The 15244-nt window shown below is 57.7% G+C and carries 11 protein-coding genes, 1 other RNA gene and 1 pseudogene; 5 read left to right on the forward strand and 8 right to left on the reverse strand.

Features of this window, described 5'->3' with window-relative positions:
* Positions 1–25 precede the first annotated feature (25 nt).
* A complete protein-coding gene (locus tag KQ661_RS19750; protein ID WP_216690148.1) occupies positions 26–508 on the forward strand; it encodes a hypothetical protein in 483 nt (160 codons plus the stop codon).
* Between the two features lie 84 nt (positions 509–592).
* Here KQ661_RS19750 and KQ661_RS19755 read toward each other — a convergent pair whose 3' ends face one another.
* Both KQ661_RS19755 and KQ661_RS19760 read right to left on the reverse strand, forming a co-directional pair.
* Positions 593–1003 (reverse strand): response regulator, encoded by a 411-nt coding sequence (locus KQ661_RS19755; protein ID WP_216690149.1) that lies wholly within the window; start codon positions 1001–1003, stop codon positions 593–595.
* Between the two features lie 74 nt (positions 1004–1077).
* Positions 1078–2052 (reverse strand): annotated as a pseudogene (locus KQ661_RS19760) (PLP-dependent cysteine synthase family protein); the annotation flags it as partial.
* 356 nt (positions 2053–2408) lie between these two features.
* Here KQ661_RS19760 and sucD point away from each other — a divergent pair.
* Entirely contained in the window at positions 2409–3290 is an 882-nt protein-coding gene (sucD, locus tag KQ661_RS19765; protein ID WP_168673693.1) for a succinate--CoA ligase subunit alpha, read from the forward strand.
* Between the two features lie 376 nt (positions 3291–3666).
* Here sucD and KQ661_RS19770 read toward each other — a convergent pair whose 3' ends face one another.
* Positions 3667–4338, reverse strand: a complete 672-nt coding sequence (locus tag KQ661_RS19770) for a hypothetical protein (RefSeq protein ID WP_216727829.1) — start codon at positions 4336–4338, stop codon at positions 3667–3669.
* 371 nt (positions 4339–4709) lie between these two features.
* Between KQ661_RS19770 and KQ661_RS19775 the strand changes: the two genes are divergently transcribed.
* Both KQ661_RS19775 and KQ661_RS19780 read left to right on the forward strand, forming a co-directional pair.
* A complete protein-coding gene (locus KQ661_RS19775) occupies positions 4710–6110 on the forward strand; it encodes a mercuric reductase (RefSeq protein WP_216727830.1) in 1401 nt (466 codons plus the stop codon).
* A 381-nt stretch (positions 6111–6491) separates the two neighbouring features.
* Positions 6492–6674, forward strand: coding sequence for a hypothetical protein (locus tag KQ661_RS19780; protein ID WP_216690152.1), 183 nt, complete (start codon positions 6492–6494; stop codon positions 6672–6674).
* A 39-nt stretch (positions 6675–6713) separates the two neighbouring features.
* On the opposite strand, the gene KQ661_RS19785 is transcribed toward KQ661_RS19780, so the two are convergent.
* From KQ661_RS19785 to KQ661_RS19805, 5 genes are all read right to left on the reverse strand, one after another.
* Positions 6714–7133: a transposase family protein gene (locus KQ661_RS19785; RefSeq protein WP_216680677.1), complete on the reverse strand. Its 420-nt coding sequence runs from the start codon at positions 7131–7133 to the stop codon at positions 6714–6716.
* On the reverse strand, positions 7121–7612 hold the full coding sequence (locus KQ661_RS19790; protein ID WP_216686216.1) for a transposase family protein: 492 nt from the start codon (positions 7610–7612) through the stop codon (positions 7121–7123). The genes KQ661_RS19785 and KQ661_RS19790 overlap by 13 nt, the downstream gene beginning before the upstream one ends.
* A 151-nt stretch (positions 7613–7763) precedes the next feature.
* The gene (icd, locus tag KQ661_RS19795) at positions 7764–9029 is read right to left on the reverse strand and encodes an NADP-dependent isocitrate dehydrogenase (RefSeq protein ID WP_168673688.1); all 1266 of its coding nucleotides are present in this window, start codon (positions 9027–9029) and stop codon (positions 7764–7766) included.
* 202 nt (positions 9030–9231) lie between these two features.
* Positions 9232–12222, reverse strand: coding sequence for a M16 family metallopeptidase (locus KQ661_RS19800; RefSeq protein ID WP_317196138.1), 2991 nt, complete (start codon positions 12220–12222; stop codon positions 9232–9234).
* 215 nt (positions 12223–12437) lie between these two features.
* Positions 12438–14549: a DNA polymerase III subunit gamma/tau gene (locus KQ661_RS19805; protein WP_216727831.1), complete on the reverse strand. Its 2112-nt coding sequence runs from the start codon at positions 14547–14549 to the stop codon at positions 12438–12440.
* A 297-nt stretch (positions 14550–14846) separates the two neighbouring features.
* Between KQ661_RS19805 and ssrA the strand changes: the two genes are divergently transcribed.
* Positions 14847–15219, forward strand: a transfer-messenger RNA (tmRNA) gene (gene ssrA / locus KQ661_RS19810).
* Positions 15220–15244 lie beyond the last annotated feature (25 nt).

Raw genomic sequence — 15244 nt, forward strand, 5'->3', positions numbered from 1 at the left:
CCGACCCCGCACCCTATTGTTCTTTATGAAACTGCTACTGCTTCTTGTACCATGCCTGCTGCTGGCCACCCAGCCCACGGCCGCACAAAAATACCGCACCGCCGCCGGCCTTCGCAGCGACGGTAACAACTACGGACTCACCATTCAGCAGCTTATTCTGCCCAAAACCACGCTGGAAGGCCTGGGCATGTTTGGGGTGCGCGAGCGTAGCGCCACGGTGCTGGCCGAGCGCCATTTCGGCATTCTCGGCCCCAGCCTGAACTACTATTTCGGGGCCGGGGCGCACGTGGGCAACCACAAGGACGATGGCACTTTCTGGGGCTTCGATGGCATGATTGGCGCGGAGTATAAAATCGCCTTCATCCCCCTCGTCATCTCCCTCGATTTCAAGCCCACCATCGAGTACGGCTCGGCCGACTGGAACCGATTTCCCACGGCGTTTTCCATCCGCTACATCTTTATCAAACAGAAAAAAACCGGCATTTTTCGCATTTTCGACAAGCGTTGAGCGCACATAAAAAAACCGCTGCCGGCGAACCAGCAGCGGTTTTTTATGCGCGTTTCCACCGGGCGGACCGGCAGAAAGCAGGGGTTATTGAAAGCGCTTTTCCAGCAGCTTGCGCATTTTTTCCTCGGTGAGGGGCTTGGTCAGGTACTCTACGTTGGGGTACTGAGCCACGCGGGCGGTATCGGCCCCGTGCATGGAGGTGGTGAGCACGGCCATTACGGTCTGGTCCTGCACGGGTTGGGGCAGAGCATTGTAGAGCTCCAGGAACTCGAAGCCGGACACGCCGGGCATTTTCAGGTCTACAAACACGAGGTCGGGCGCGGGCACGCTGCACTCGGTAGTGTTGTCACCCCAGAGCTGCTCGAAGGCTTCATCGGCCCGCGAAAACGTGCTGACGTGGTCGGCCACCGCGAGCCGCCCCAGCAGCCGGTTGTTGAGAAAGCTCGTGGTTTCGTTGTCGTCAACGAGTACAATGTGATTCAAATTAGCAGACATATTGTAGGGCTAAAAAACAAGCTTTTACGAAGATAACATCCTGACCGCGCTTCCGCAATGGCCTAGCTCACTTAGAGCCATCCCTGGGCGCGCATCCAGTCGTCGTTATAGATTTTTCCGAGGTAGCGGGTGCCGTGGTCGGGCAGGATAATCACCATCGTGTCGTCCTCTTTCAGGTGCTCGCGGGCGTACTCCAAGGCCCCGAAAACGGCCGAGCCGCAGCTCCAGCCCACAAACAAGCCTTCTTCTTTGGCCAGGCGGCGCGTCATCACGGCGGCGTCCTCGTCGGTTACTTTAATGAACAAATCGATAACATCGAAGTCCACGTTCTTCGGCAGAATATCTTCGCCGATGCCCTCCGTTTTATAGGGGTAGATTTCGTTTTCGTCGAAGATGCCCGTTTCCTTGTATTTCTTGAACACCGAGCCATAGGTATCGAGGCCGATGGTCACGATGGCCGGGTTCTGTTCCTTGAGGTACTTGCTGACGCCGGAAATGGTGCCGCCCGTACCCACACCGGCCGCCCAGTGCGTGATTTTGCCCTCCGTCTGCGCCCAGATTTCGGGGCCGGTGGCATCGTAGTGCGCAGCGGCGTTCGAGAGGTTGTCGTACTGGTTGGGGTAGAAGGAATTGGGCGTTTCCTCGCTCAGGCGCTTGGCTACGGAGTAGTAGCTGCGCGGGTCTTCGGGGGCCACGTCTACGGGGCACACCACCACCTGGGCGCCCACGGCGCGCAGAATGTCCTGCTTTTCCTTGCTCTGCTTGTCACTCATCACGAAGATGGTGTTGTAGCCTTTGGCGATGGCGGCCAGGGCCAGGCCCATGCCCGTATTGCCGCTAGTGCCCTCAATGATGGTGCCGCCGGGCTGGATAAGGCCGGCCTTCTCGGCGTCTTCCAGCATGCGGATGGCCATGCGGTCCTTCACCGAGTTGCCGGGGTTGAAATACTCAACCTTGGCCAGCACGGTGCCTTTAATGCCGTCGGTTACTTTATTGAGCTTAACGAGAGGCGTGTTGCCAACAGCCTCGATAACGTGGTTGAAATACATCGAAAAATGATGGGTGGGGAGATGGGGGAGTCAGGGGGCAAAGGTACGGATTTCGGCGGCGGGGCAGAGGCGGTTGCTGGTAGTGGCTGAATAGAAGGTCATGTCGAGCGCAGCCGAAACATTTCGCCCGGGTCGTTCACACGATTGATTTACTGCTGCACGCGAGATGTCTCGGCTGCGCTCGACATAACGGTCCAAGGGTGTTCTGCATAACGTTCCGGCAGTGCTCCGCATGACCTTCAACCGATTGCATAACTTCTGCCTTGCCCTAGCCCCAAAACCCCCTACTTTTGCACCACCGTTGCCCGTCCGGGCTTCCCTCCTCCACTCCATCAATATCCCAAAAACACCTCCGAATGAGCGTTCTGGTCAATAAAGATTCCAAGGTTATCGTACAGGGCTTCACCGGCTCCGAGGGCTCGTTCCACGCCCAGCAGATGATGGACTACGGCACCAACGTGGTGGGCGGCGTGACGCCCGGCAAAGGTGGCTCCGAGCACCTGGGCCGTCCCGTGTTCAACACCGTAGCCGAGGCCGTGGAAAAGGCCGGTGCCGACACCACCATCATTTTCGTGCCCCCGGCTTTCGCCGCCGACGCCATTATGGAAGCCGCTGATGCCGGCATCAAGGTGATTATCACCATCACCGAAGGCATCCCGACCAAGGACATGATTGCCGTGAAGCAGTACCTCTCGGAGCGCCCCACAGTGACGATGATTGGGCCAAACTGCCCCGGTGTGATGACCGCCGGCGAGTGCAAAGTGGGCATCATGCCCGGTTTTATCTTCACCAAAGGCAAAATCGGTATCGTTTCGAAGTCGGGCACGCTGACCTACGAAGCTGTTGACCAGCTCACCAAAGCCGGCCTGGGCCAGACCACGGCCATTGGCATCGGCGGCGACCCCATCATCGGCACCACCACCAAGCAGGCGGTAGAAATGCTGATGAACGACCCCGAAACCGAAGGCATCGTGATGATTGGCGAAATCGGCGGCGGCATGGAAGCCGAAGCTGCTCGTTGGATTAAAGCAACCGGCAACAAGAAGCCCGTCGTGGGCTTCATCGCCGGCCAAACGGCCCCTCCCGGCCGCCGCATGGGCCACGCCGGTGCCATCGTAGGCGGCGCCGACGATACGGCCGCTGCTAAAATGGCCATCATGCGCGAGTGCGGCATCCACGTAGTGGATTCGCCCGCTGAGATTGGCGATACCATGCTGCGCGTACTGGGCGGCAAGTAATTTTTTGGCGTCTTAGCGCCGAAAGTATTTGACACAAAAAAGCTCCCGCTTCGGCCGGAGCTTTTTTGTGTCAAATGGCCTGACTATTGGTGTTGAGACGCATCCTTGTGTCTTATCGGCAAGTACTGTACTATTGCAGAAGTAGGCGTATACTCCGGTCCGACCGGTTGTCGTTAAACCGAAATCGCTGGTGCTTCAACCGGTCGGACCGCCTAGGGCAGTCCGACCAGCAGGCCCGACTCGAATACGGTTACTTCTGCGCCAGCACTTAAACGAAATCCGCCTTTATCGTTCAACGATGAGACGTAAGGATGCGCCTCTACGCCGTTAGGACGAATTGCTCATCGCCTTCAAAAGCGGGGTACGGGCACGCACCCTACTCGCTCAGCGTGGTGTTCTTATCCAGATTAATCACAATACCCACCTGAAACACCGAATTGGCCGCTTTCAGGTACTTATTGCTGCGGAAGCCGAAAATCTGGCCGCTGATGAGCTGTAGCTGCACGGGCCCGGCAATCTGAGTGCGGGTGAAGGTGATGGGCTCGAAAAACACGTTGCTTTCGCCAGGGGCGGCCAGGCCGTCAATTTTGAAGTTATTGAGCTGCATGTAGCTCAGGCGCAGGGCCGCGCCGTAGGTGAGCGGGAAGTCGCGGTTGAATAGGTGCAGGCTGTTTTGCTTCTTCTTGGCGTAGTTCACCTGGGCGAAGACCTTGGACAGGCTGCCGTCAAGGGTTTTGTTGACGATTTGGGCTTCGTTGCGTTCGATGCGCTCGGTGGCCCCGCCACCGCCGCCCACGTACACTTCCAGCACGCGCTTGTCGGGCAGGCGGGTGAAGTAGCCGAGGCTGGCTTCGGCGAAGTCGATATTTTCCGTTCTATCGGATTTTTTGCGGTGCAGGGACGAGAACGTGCCGGCCACGGCCAAGTGGTTGGTGAGGCCGTAGGCTCCTTGCAGGGCATAGTTGGTGTGTTGATTGGTGCTTACAGTGCCGTAGAACTCGCCCTGGTGCGTGAGCATGGGCGCATGGGGCGGGGGTGGAAAATACAAAGATGCGCAGCCCGTGAGGCCCGAGGAAACAGCTAAGAAAATCAGACGCAACAAATGCTTCATACAGCGGGGCGAGGCAGGAATGAGGACAGGCAACGCCTGATACGGCAATTTCGTGTTTCCGCCCGACATTCTCCCGCATTTCCCGGGTTGACAGGTTGAACGCATATAAATTTTGAGGACTGAATCCAGTCTACCAGGGTACTTTTTTATTTTGGACCTGACGCTTTTTTAAAACCTAAAATGCCCTGTGAGACAATGGTGGCCCATGACTCCATTTATATGCGTTCAACCTGCCGAGTTGAGCTCAGTCGCGCGCGTAAACCGGGCCGTATGTAAGGGCATAATTAATCTCCTTCGCCACGCCCGTTATGCCTGCTGATTCGTTTGATGCCATCATTATTGGGGCCGGCCAAGCCGGTACGCCCCTTTCCTACGCGCTGGCCGCCGCCGGCCGCCGCGTGGCCTTCATCGAGAGTGACTTTCTGGGGGGCTCCTGCATCAACTACGGCTGCGCGCCCACCAAGGCACTGCTGGCCTCGGCGCAACGGGCGCACCTCGTGCGCACGGCGGGCGCGCTGGGCATTGAAGCCCCCGAGCCGGTGGTGAACTTCAGGGCCGTGATTGAGCGGATGCACACACTACGCCAAAAGTCCCGCGACAGCCTGCACCGCAAGATTACGGAAGTTCACGACGGCATTACGCTCATTCGGGGGCGGGCGCAGTTCACGGCCCCGCACTCGCTGCAAGTGGCGCTGGTGGGCGGCGGCGAGCAGCACCTCACGGCCTCGCTCATCTTCATCAACACTGGCACCTGCGCTGCCGTGCCCGACATTGAGGGCCTGGCCGACAGCGGCTACCTCACCAGCGACTCGCTGCTACTGAACATGACAGAGCAGCCCGAGCACCTGCTCATTCTGGGCGGTAGCTACATCGGGGTCGAGTTCAGCCAGATATTTTGCCGGCTGGGCACCCGCGTCACCATCATCGACAAGGAGCCGCGCCTGATGTCGCGCGAAGACCCCGACGTGAGCCACCCGCTCGAGGAATTGCTGACCAAAGCCGGCGTAGAACTGGTGCTGAATGCTAACACCCGCCGCGTATCGCGCGGGGCCAACGGCATCCTCACCGTGACGGTGGACACGCCCGACGGCGAGCGCCGCCTGCGCGGCAGCCACCTGTTGATGGCCGTGGGCCGCACTCCCAACACCCGCAACCTCGGCCTGGAGCACACCGGCATCACCCTCGACGAAGATGGCTACATCGAAGTAAACGAGCACCTGCAAACCGGCACGCGCGGCGTGTACGCGCTGGGCGACGTGAAGGGCGGCCCGCAATTCACCCACATCAGCTACGACGACTACCGCATTGTGCGCGACGGCCTGCTGCACAACAGCCAGCGCACCACTGCCGACCGGCCCATGCCCTATGTGGTATTTACGGAGCCGCAGCTGGGCCGCATCGGCATCTCGAAGAACCAAGCGAAGGAGAAAGGCATCCCCTACCGCGTGAGTCGGCTACCGGCCAGCACTATCGGAAGGGCCGTGCAGACGGGCGAAACCGAGGGCTTCGTGGAGGTGCTGGTGGGCGACGACGACCGGCTGCTGGGTGCGGCCGTGTTCTGCGAACAGGGCGGCGAAATCATGACCATGTTCCAGCTGGCCATGGCGGGCGGGCTGCGCTACCAGGAATTAGAGAATATGATTATTGCCCACCCCGTGTGGGGTGAGGTGCTGAATAATGCTTTTCAGCGGCTGAAACTGGGGGAGTAGCTGGCGGCGCTGGCGCGAGTTTATCGTGCCGGTTATGATGCGAGTTTTCAACTCGCCCGGTAGAACGGTGCTACCGGCTTCTATCGGCGCGGCCGGGGGAGGCTCAGCCTCCCGGCATGGTTGGTCACGAGTTACGCTGCGCTAAACTCGCGCCAGTTTGGGGGGTATGCTTTGAGAAACTCCAGCAGCGGCTGTAGCTTGATGATGACCATCATTTATAATTAATGCGTTCTTTAAAGCGCTTGTTTTATCAGCAAAACCAATCTCCATGTCCAAAAACATAATACCCATGGCGCAGAGCCTAAAACAGGCCTAGATAGTCGGTCTGTCAACAGCCAACCATTTGCGTACGACGTGAATAACGCATACAAACTCATAATTATGGAAAGAATATTAACCGCAATAAATATTGATTTTGCAGTAATTAAAAGTGCAGCGTTTGCGCTCCATTTACTATCCATAAAAAACGCACCAGCTATAATAGAGCCTATAAATAGCAGAAATGAGCCAGTAGAGGCAATTATTACATTAGGCTTACGCGAATCTGAAAAATTCAGCATTTAGTTTATTATTCTATTCAATAGACTTGTTGCGAGCTATTAATCACAGATTTAAGCTGAAATTCCACAAGCCCGCACACACTCCCAGCACGTCATTGTACAGGTTCAAATTATGCAAACGTAATCGGTCTTCCAAAATTCGATAACGTTTCAATCCGCCAATGCTATGCTCTACGGTAATTCGTTCACTTGCTTGTTTTGTATTTATTTCTCGTTGTTCATCGGTGAGTTCTTTCCCTTTCGGCTTTTTGATAGGAATAAAAACTTTCCGGCAAACGTAGTCTTTCGCGAAGCCCAAAAACCCCAGGTCCAACCGCACCTTGAACTTTTTAAACCACTCTTTATCAACTGGTAAAATGCTTTTTAGCACACTGTAGTCGTGGTGTCTTCCGCCGTAACAACGGCTGATAAAACCAATCCAGCGAATGGTCGTTGAAATAACTATCTCTTTTACGGCGTGTATTTTTTTTTACCGCTATAGTAGTCTTTTTGCATCTCTTTATTTCCTGGTCGTTGCTTGCGTTGCTCTGTTCCATCGACCAATAACGTCTCGTGTTCCTGAAAATAGGCTTCAAATTCGGCCACTGTCGCAAATTCCCGCTTTGGCGCATGCCCGGTTTGCTCCAGCGCTTCTTGGAGCACCGTAATGCCTAATTCCTGGTTGCGTTTCGCGTTGGAACCGTCCATCCCACTGACCAATCCCAACAAATCATACGTCAAGTTTGCTTTGAAGCTGAATAGGGTGAAAAGCAGTAATTCTTCTTCTGTTTTAAGGGCTACTTCATACGGCGCAAAAGCCCCACGTTCAATCATATCTGTTCCATTTAACCGAAAATACGCCTGCTTAAAATGCGCCAAAAGCTGCGCAAAACGCTCCGCCGTGAGTCCCGTGGCAGCACGCCATTTACGCGAAGTAGTGAGGTTTTTTACGGAAAAGTTCATGTTCTAAATTTAAGTACAGTTTGTCGAAAATTCCGCACTTCACTCACTTCGCAACAAGTCTAATATTGAGTTGTCTATTACAACTAAAACCCCCGCGCCAGCCAAAGCCAACGCGGGGGTTTCTGTGGGTGCTTAGGCAGCAGCCAAGCTACTACATATTCTTGATAATCTCCTGGCCGAATTCGCTCGTTTTGAGGAGGGTGGCACCTTCCATCTGACGTTCGAAGTCGTAGGTTACGCGCTTGCTGGCGATGGCGGCTTCGAGGCCTTTGTTGATGAGGGCAGCGGCCTCTTTCCAGCCCATGTATTCCAACATCATCACGCCGGATAGGATAACCGAGCCGGGGTTCACCTTGTCGAGGTTGGCGTATTTGGGGGCCGTGCCGTGGGTGGCTTCAAAGATGGCGTGGCCGGTGCTGTAGTTGATGTTGGCGCCCGGCGCGATGCCGATGCCGCCCACGATGGCCGCCAGCGCATCGGAGATGTAATCGCCGTTCAGGTTCAGGGTGGCCACCACCGAGTACTCCGAGGGGCGCAGCAGAATCTGTTGCAGGAAAGCATCGGCGATGCTGTCCTTGATGATGAGCTTGCCCTGGTCCACGGCCTGCTTTTGCAGCGCGTCGGCCACGGCCACGCCCTGCTTGGCCACGATTTTATCGTACTGGGCCCAGGTGAACACCTTCGCGCCAAACTCCTTCTCGGCCAGCTCGTAGCCCCAGGTTTTGAACGCGCCTTCGGTGAACTTCATGATGTTGCCCTTGTGCACGATGGTCACCGAGGGTTTCTTGTGCTCCAGCGCGTACTTGATGGCGGCGCGCACGAGGCGCTCGGTGCCTTCCTTGCTCACGGGCTTAATGCCGAACGAGGACGACTCGGGGAAGCGGATTTTCTTCACACCCATCTCGTCCTGCAGGAATTCGAGCATTTTCTGGGCCTGGGGCGTGCCGTTCATGTACTCGATGCCGGCGTAGATGTCCTCCGTGTTCTCGCGGAAGATGACCATATCCGTCAGCTCCGGGTGCTTCACCGGCGAGGGCACGCCGTCGTAGTAGCGCACGGGGCGCACGCAGGCGTACAGGTCCAGCTCCTGGCGCAGGGCCACGTTCAGCGAGCGGATACCGCCGCCCACGGGCGTAGTCAGGGGGCCTTTGATGCCCACGAGGTATTCGCGGAATGCGTCGAGGGTTTCGGTGGGCAGCCAGTTGGTGGTGGCTTTATAGGCTTTTTCGCCGGCCAGCACTTCCTTCCACATCAGCTGCTTTTTGCCACCGTAGGCTTTCTCCACTGCGGCGTCGAACACCAGTTTGGAGGCGCGCCAGATATCCGGCCCGATACCGTCGCCCTCAATGAAGGGAATAGTGGGTTTGTCCGGAACGGTCAGCTTGCCGTTTTTAATGGTGATTTTTTGCTCTGCCATGTGGGTAAAGTAATGTTTTTAGTTAATGTTCAGGCGGGTCACCTCCCCCCTAGCCCCTCTCCTTGCGGAGAGGGGGACTAGCTTTTAGTCTTTTAATTTCTAGCCTTAGAACTGTTCCAGCCTGGGCTAGAAACTAGTCCCCCCCTCTCCTTTGGGAGAGGGGGGCTAGGGGGGTGAGGTGCCCCCTGGGACGGTACCGTTCCTAGTACCCGAAAATTTCTTTCAGCGTGAGCTGCTGCACCTGGCCGTACTTGGCCAGCTCCTTGAAGTTGAGCCGGTCTTTCGAACCAATAACCAGAATAACCTGGTTTTGTCCGCTAATCTTGGCCAGCTGAAACTTCTTCAATTCATCAAACGTCATTTTCTGGGTGCTCGCGTACACATCGCGGCGCAGGTCGTAGTCGAGGCCGAGGCGCTTGGCGCGCTCGTAGCTCATCAGGATGTTGCCCTTGGTGATGCGCTCGGTGCTGATGCTGTTACGGATAGCATTTTTGGCGATTTCCAGGTTGGCTTCGGCCACGGGCATGTCGGTTAGCAACGCTTCCATGCCGGCCATGGCCTCGGGCAGCTTGTCGCTCTGGGTGCCGATGTAGCTCAGGTTGTAGTTAGAACGGCCCAGCTTGTCGGCGCTGTTGTAGCCGGAGTAGGCCGAGTAGGCCAGCGCCTTGCTCTCGCGCAAATCCTGAAACACGATGCTGCCCATGCCACCGCCGAAATACTCGTTGTAGAGCGCCAGCGTGGGGGCCAGTTCCTTGCTATACAGGTCGCCCTTGGTCAGAAACAGGATTTCGGCCTGCACCATGTTATAGTCGACCCAATAGACCTTTTTGTCTTTCAGGGGCTGCTCGGCGAAGTCCTTAGCCGCCGGGGCGGGCGTGAGCTTGGCGGGCGTTTTATGCTCTGCTTTGAGCACATCTCCAATCGTCATGGTATCACCCTTGCCCGGACGCGGCCCATAGTACAGCACCCGATGCTGATACGTCGGCAGCTTTTGAATCAGCGCCGTGAGCTGCGCCGGCTTCAGCGCCTTCAGCTCTTTCTCGCTGAGGATGTTCGTGAAGGGGTTTTTGGGGCCGTATTTCACGTAGCTCACCATCGCCGCATTCAGAATCACGCGCTTTTCGAGCTTGGCATCCTGGCGCTGCTTGAGGATGCCGGCCACCATGTTTTTCAGGGCGGCGGCATCGGGCTTGGGCGCGTGCAGCAGCTGCTCAAACAGTTTCAGCGCGGGTTCCAGGTTGGCGTCGAGGCCGTTGAGGGTGACGAAGGTGCGGTCCGGCCCGCTGCTCACGCTGAACGAGCAGCCCAGCTTGTAGAACTCCTGCTGCAGCTGCGCGGCACTGTACTGGCCCGCGCCGAGGTATTGCAGGTAGTCGGCGGCCAGGCCCCAGCGCGGGTCCTGGTTATTGCCCAGATCGAAGACGTAGTACAGGTTGAACAGGCCGTTTTCGGTGTTGTGCGTGTAGTACAGCGGCAGGCCGGGCTTGATTTCCGTCTCCTGAATGTCCTTTTTGTAATCGACAAACACAGGCTGCAGGTCCGTGCTCGGCATCGCGGCGAGCTGCTTGTAGTAGGCCGAGGCCACGTCGCGGTTGGCCGGCACAGGCGTGATGGCGGGCTTCACCACCTTCACCTTGTTGGGGTCGGTGCCAGTGCGCTTGAAAACCGTCACGAAGTTCTGGCCGTAATTATCGTTGGCGAATTTCACGATTTCGGCCTTGGTAATGGTGCCGAAATCGTCCTGCTGTTTGAGGTAGTCTTTCCAGTCGATGCGCTCAATGAAGGCCTCGTACATGGCGCTGGCGCGGGCCTCGTTGCTTTCGTAGCTCTTGGTGCGCGTCAGCTTCTCGTTGTTGATGATGGCCGGAATCAGCCAATCGGGGAAGTTGCCGGCTTTCACCTTGGCCAGTTCGCCCAGCAGCAGACGTTTCACGTCCTCCAGCTTCTGCCCCTCGCGCGGCGTGCCGTAGATGACGTGCGTAGAATAGTCGTCGTTCATGTCCGTAAACGACGACGCTTCCAGTACCTTCTGCTGCTGGTTCAGGTCGAGGTCGATGAGGCCGGCCTGGCCGTTGGTCAGAACTTTATCCAGCATGCGCAGGCGCACTGCATCTTTCGACGCTTTGCCCGGCAGGCGGTAACCAATCATCACGTTTTCCGACTGCGGCCCGAGAATTTCCTTGGTAATCGGGGCCGTAATCGGCTGCTCCACCGGCGCGTTGAAAACCGGCACCGGCTTGCTCGGCATCGCGCCGAAATACTTATCAATCAGGCGAATAGTCTGGTCGTAATCCAAATCCCCGCTCAAGCATAGCGCCACGTTATTCGGCACATAGTACTCACCGAAATACTTCTTAATTTCCGTAATCGACGGGTTTTGCAGGTGCTCAATCGTACCGATGGTCGTTTGGGTGCCGTAGGGGTGCGTGGGGTAGAGCGAGGCATTCAGCGCCTCAAACTCCTTATTGAAATCGGAATCCAAACCCCGGTTTTTCTCCTCGTACACGGCCTCCAGCTCGGTGTGGAACAGGCGCGGCACCATCTCGCGCATCCGCTCGGCCTGGATGGCGGCCCACTTCTCCAGCTGGTTGCTGGGAATATCTTCCTGATACACCGTTTCCTCGTTCGAGGTGTGGGCGTTGGAACCTTTCGCGCCGATGGCACCCATTACCTTATCGTACTCATTCGGTACGGCATAAGTAGCGGCCACGCCCGAAATCGAGTCAATCTGGTGGTAGGTGCGCTTGCGGGCGGCGGCATCGTTGCGTTGCCCACGGTACACTTCATAGAGCGCCTCAATCTTATCAAGCTCTATTTTTTCTTTGGCCCAATCCTGCGTGCCCAGCTTCGAAGTACCCTTGAACACCATGTGCTCCAGGTAGTGCGCGAGGCCGGTGGCAGTAGCGGGGTCATTCTTAGAACCCGCCCGCACGGCCAGGTAGGTCTGAATGCGCGGCGCATCCTTGTAGTCTGAGAGATAGACCGTCAGGCCATTATCCAGCTTGTAAATCCGCACGCCCAGCGGGTCGCCGGGCACCGATTCGTAGCGGTATTCTTTGGCGGCCAGGGGCGCGGCAGCCGGCGCAGCGCTGGCGGCGGCGGAAGCAGCAACAGCCGGCTTGCTCGATTGGCATTGCGTGGTGAGGCCCAGTACCGCCAGGGCAGGAAATAGCAGCAAAAAGTTGTTTTTCACGAATGTCGCAGGCGGGTAGCTGGGGGGTTCAAAAAACAAAGGTAGCTGGCTGATAGGGGAATAAAAAACAAAATTTCGTCTTATCTTGCAAGATTTTTCCGGCGTCAGCTGATGATTGGCGCAGCAGTGGCAGCCTCCCCCCAATCGTTTGCGGAATTTTGACGATGTAGGGGCGGGGTCGTACCCGGTAGGGCTTGTCCCCGCCCCTACTCGTTCTAATAGTCGGCTTCCAGGCCCAGGCGTTGCTTGGCCTCGCGCAGGGCGGGGAAACGCTCGGCCAGGTATTCGAACTTATCCGAGGTGGTGTAGAGCCGTTTGGCCGTGGGGGCGGCCTCCGTGAGCACGGGCTGCACGTTGAGGCGCGGATGGCCGGTGCGGCGGCGCAGGTCAGCCAGGAACTCCACCCGCATGTCATTGAACTGGTCAATCTGGATGGGATTGTCGACGGCCAGCTCGATGCTGTGCTCGGCATTGGCCGTTACCGGGCGGTTCAGCACCCAAAACTCGCTCATGCGGTCCTGGGCGCGGCGCTCCTCGGCAATTTCCTTCCACACGCGCTGTAGCAGCGCGGGGTCGACGGGAGCCAGCGGGCCGCCGATGGACTGCGGCTCGACCAAAGCTGCTGCGTCCTGGGCCGACTTACTGGCGGCAGCAGCTGAGCGGCTGCTCAGGTCTTTCAGGCTCGGGATTTTGCTGGCTAGGCTGGGGATTTTGGCGAAGGCAGCGGCCGGTGAGGGGCGCGGCGCGGGCTCAATTCCCTCAAAGCTGGGCACACCGATTTCGACATGCGGCAGCGTGTCGCGCATCTGGTGGCGCTCGGTGATGGCGGCGTCCGGGTCGGCCTCAATGCTGGGCGTGTCGTGCATTTCCTCCACCCCGTTTTCGACGGGCAGCGGCTCGGGGCCATCGGCGGGCGCGGGGCCGGTGGCCACGGGCGCGCCGGCTGGCATGGGCAGCGGCGCGGGTGCGGCCGCCGAGCGCGGCGCAGCTACGTAAGGCGCGGCCGGCGATTCAGTAGCATAAGCCGCTGGGGCAGCGTAGGAAACCACCGAAACCGGAGTAGGGGAAGTAGCTGGGGTTATGGCCGTTGGCGAGGCTATTGGGGCGGCTTGGGCATGGCCGTTGCTGCCGGGAGCCGAGGCAACGGCTGCGGCTTCGCCTTCACCGTTTAGGCTGCTAGTTTTTTTTTTAGCCTCGCCGTTGGCGGGGCTTAGCTCGCGGACGAACTGCACGGCCCCGTTCAGGTAAGCCAGCTTCATCAGGGCCAGCTCGACGTGGAGGCGCTGGTTTTTAGCCTGCTTGAACTCGCGGTCGCACTGGCTGATGAGGTTGAGCGCGGAGAGCAGGAAGGCCAGCGGCGCGGCCTGGGCCTGCTGTACGTACTGCTGCTTGATGCCATCGGACACTTCGAGCAGCTGCACCGTTACGGCATCTTTGCAAACCAGTAGGCCGCGCAGGTGCTCGGCGGTGCCCACCACGAAGTTGTGCAGGTCGAAGCCGTTCTGCATCACTTCATCGAGCAGCAGCAGGGCAGCCGAGAGGTTTTCGGTCAGCAGGCTATCGATGAGGCGGAAGTAGTAGTCATAGTCGAGGATGTGTAGATTTTGCACCACCTCCTTGTAGGTAAGGTTGTTGCCACCGAAGGTCACCATCTGGTCGAACATCGACAGGGCATCGCGCAGGCCGCCGTCGGCTTTCTGGGCCAGCAGGTGCAGGGCATCGTCTTCGGCCGTGATGCCTTCCTGGGTGGCCACGTAACGCAGGTGCTGGCGCATGTCCTCCACCTTGATGCGGCTGAAATCGAAAATCTGACAGCGCGACAGGATGGTGGGGATAATCTTGTGGCGCTCGGTGGTAGCGAGGATGAAGATGGCGTAGCTCGGCGGCTCCTCAAGCGTCTTCAGGAAGGCGTTGAAGGCCGCGTTCGAGAGCATATGCACCTCGTCGATGATGTAGATTTTGTACTTGCCGGCCTGCGGAGCATAGCGCACCTGCTCCACCAGCGAGCGGATATCCTCGACGGAGTTATTGGAGGCCGCATCCAGCTCGTGCACATTGAAAGAGGCGTTTTCCTGGAAGGCCACGCAAGAGGCGCACTGCCCGCAGGCCTCGGTTTCGGGGCTGAGGTTGGTGCAGTTGATGGTTTTGGCCAGGATGCGGGCGCAGGTGGTTTTGCCCACCCCGCGTGGGCCGCAAAACAGGAAGGCCTGGGCCAGGTGCTGGCTCTGAATGGCGTTCTGCAGCGTGGTGGTGACGTGCTGCTGCCCCACCACGCTGCGAAACGTGGAAGGACGGTACTTGCGGGCCGAAACGACGAAATTATCCATAAGCTATGTGTAGCAAAGTTACCCAGAAAAGGGCGGCTTTGGAAGCAATATGTCATCCGGAGCGCAGCGAAGGACCTTATCCCGGCTGCGCATTTTGCCGGGAACATTCGGCTTGATTTGGCTAAACAAAGGAGTTACTGCGCATCGTTTAGCGGTGATAAGGTCCTTCGCTGCGCTCCGGATGACAGCTGTTAGAAGGGGAACCTTCCCTGCTTCCCCTGCGTTTCCATTCTACAACGTACCTTCGCGACCCGATTAGCCTTTCGAGGCGACCACGGGACTCGTTCTTTACCATTTGGGGATGACCGGAATTGACAGCTTGCGCAAATTGCGGGTAAGCGTGCCAGGAGTTGATGGAAGCTCTCCTGTCAAAAAATCTATCAACAATCAACTGGCGACTATTCGTACGCCATGGCTGCCTAGTTCAGAATTAGGTAATTGCCATCGTGCCGCCTGGGTAAGTTTCTACACCTGGGAGTTCGGCGCGTCGTAAGTAGAAAATAGCCTTCGAGGAGCTGTGACTCGGGGGCGAAACCCAACTGCAGCTAGGGGGATTTCAAAGGCCTGACTGACGCCTGGAATACCATGAAAATCCAAGTCTGGATACGCACGTAGAAAGCACGTTGATTTCCTTGTCTGGACCAGGGTTCGAATCCCTGCATCTCCACTTTAAACCCCGTCTGCCTAGTGCAGGC

The organism is Hymenobacter siberiensis (genome assembly GCF_018967845.1).
GTDB lineage: Bacteria > Bacteroidota > Bacteroidia > Cytophagales > Hymenobacteraceae > Hymenobacter > Hymenobacter siberiensis.

Bases quoted from the DNA above. Each gene is read 5' to 3' on its own strand.
- KQ661_RS19750 (WP_216690148.1), top strand. From the start codon at position 26: ATGAAACTGCTACTGCTTCTTGTACCATGCCTGCTGCTGGCCACCCAG.
- KQ661_RS19755 (WP_216690149.1), bottom strand. From the start codon at position 1,003: ATGTCTGCTAATTTGAATCACATTGTACTCGTTGACGACAACGAAACC.
- sucD (WP_168673693.1), top strand. From the start codon at position 2,409: ATGAGCGTTCTGGTCAATAAAGATTCCAAGGTTATCGTACAGGGCTTC.
- KQ661_RS19775 (WP_216727830.1), top strand. From the start codon at position 4,710: ATGCCTGCTGATTCGTTTGATGCCATCATTATTGGGGCCGGCCAAGCC.
- KQ661_RS19780 (WP_216690152.1), top strand. From the start codon at position 6,492: ATGGAAAGAATATTAACCGCAATAAATATTGATTTTGCAGTAATTAAA.
- KQ661_RS19790 (WP_216686216.1), bottom strand. From the start codon at position 7,612: ATGAACTTTTCCGTAAAAAACCTCACTACTTCGCGTAAATGGCGTGCT.
- icd (WP_168673688.1), bottom strand. From the start codon at position 9,029: ATGGCAGAGCAAAAAATCACCATTAAAAACGGCAAGCTGACCGTTCCG.
- KQ661_RS19805 (WP_216727831.1), bottom strand. From the start codon at position 14,549: ATGGATAATTTCGTCGTTTCGGCCCGCAAGTACCGTCCTTCCACGTTT.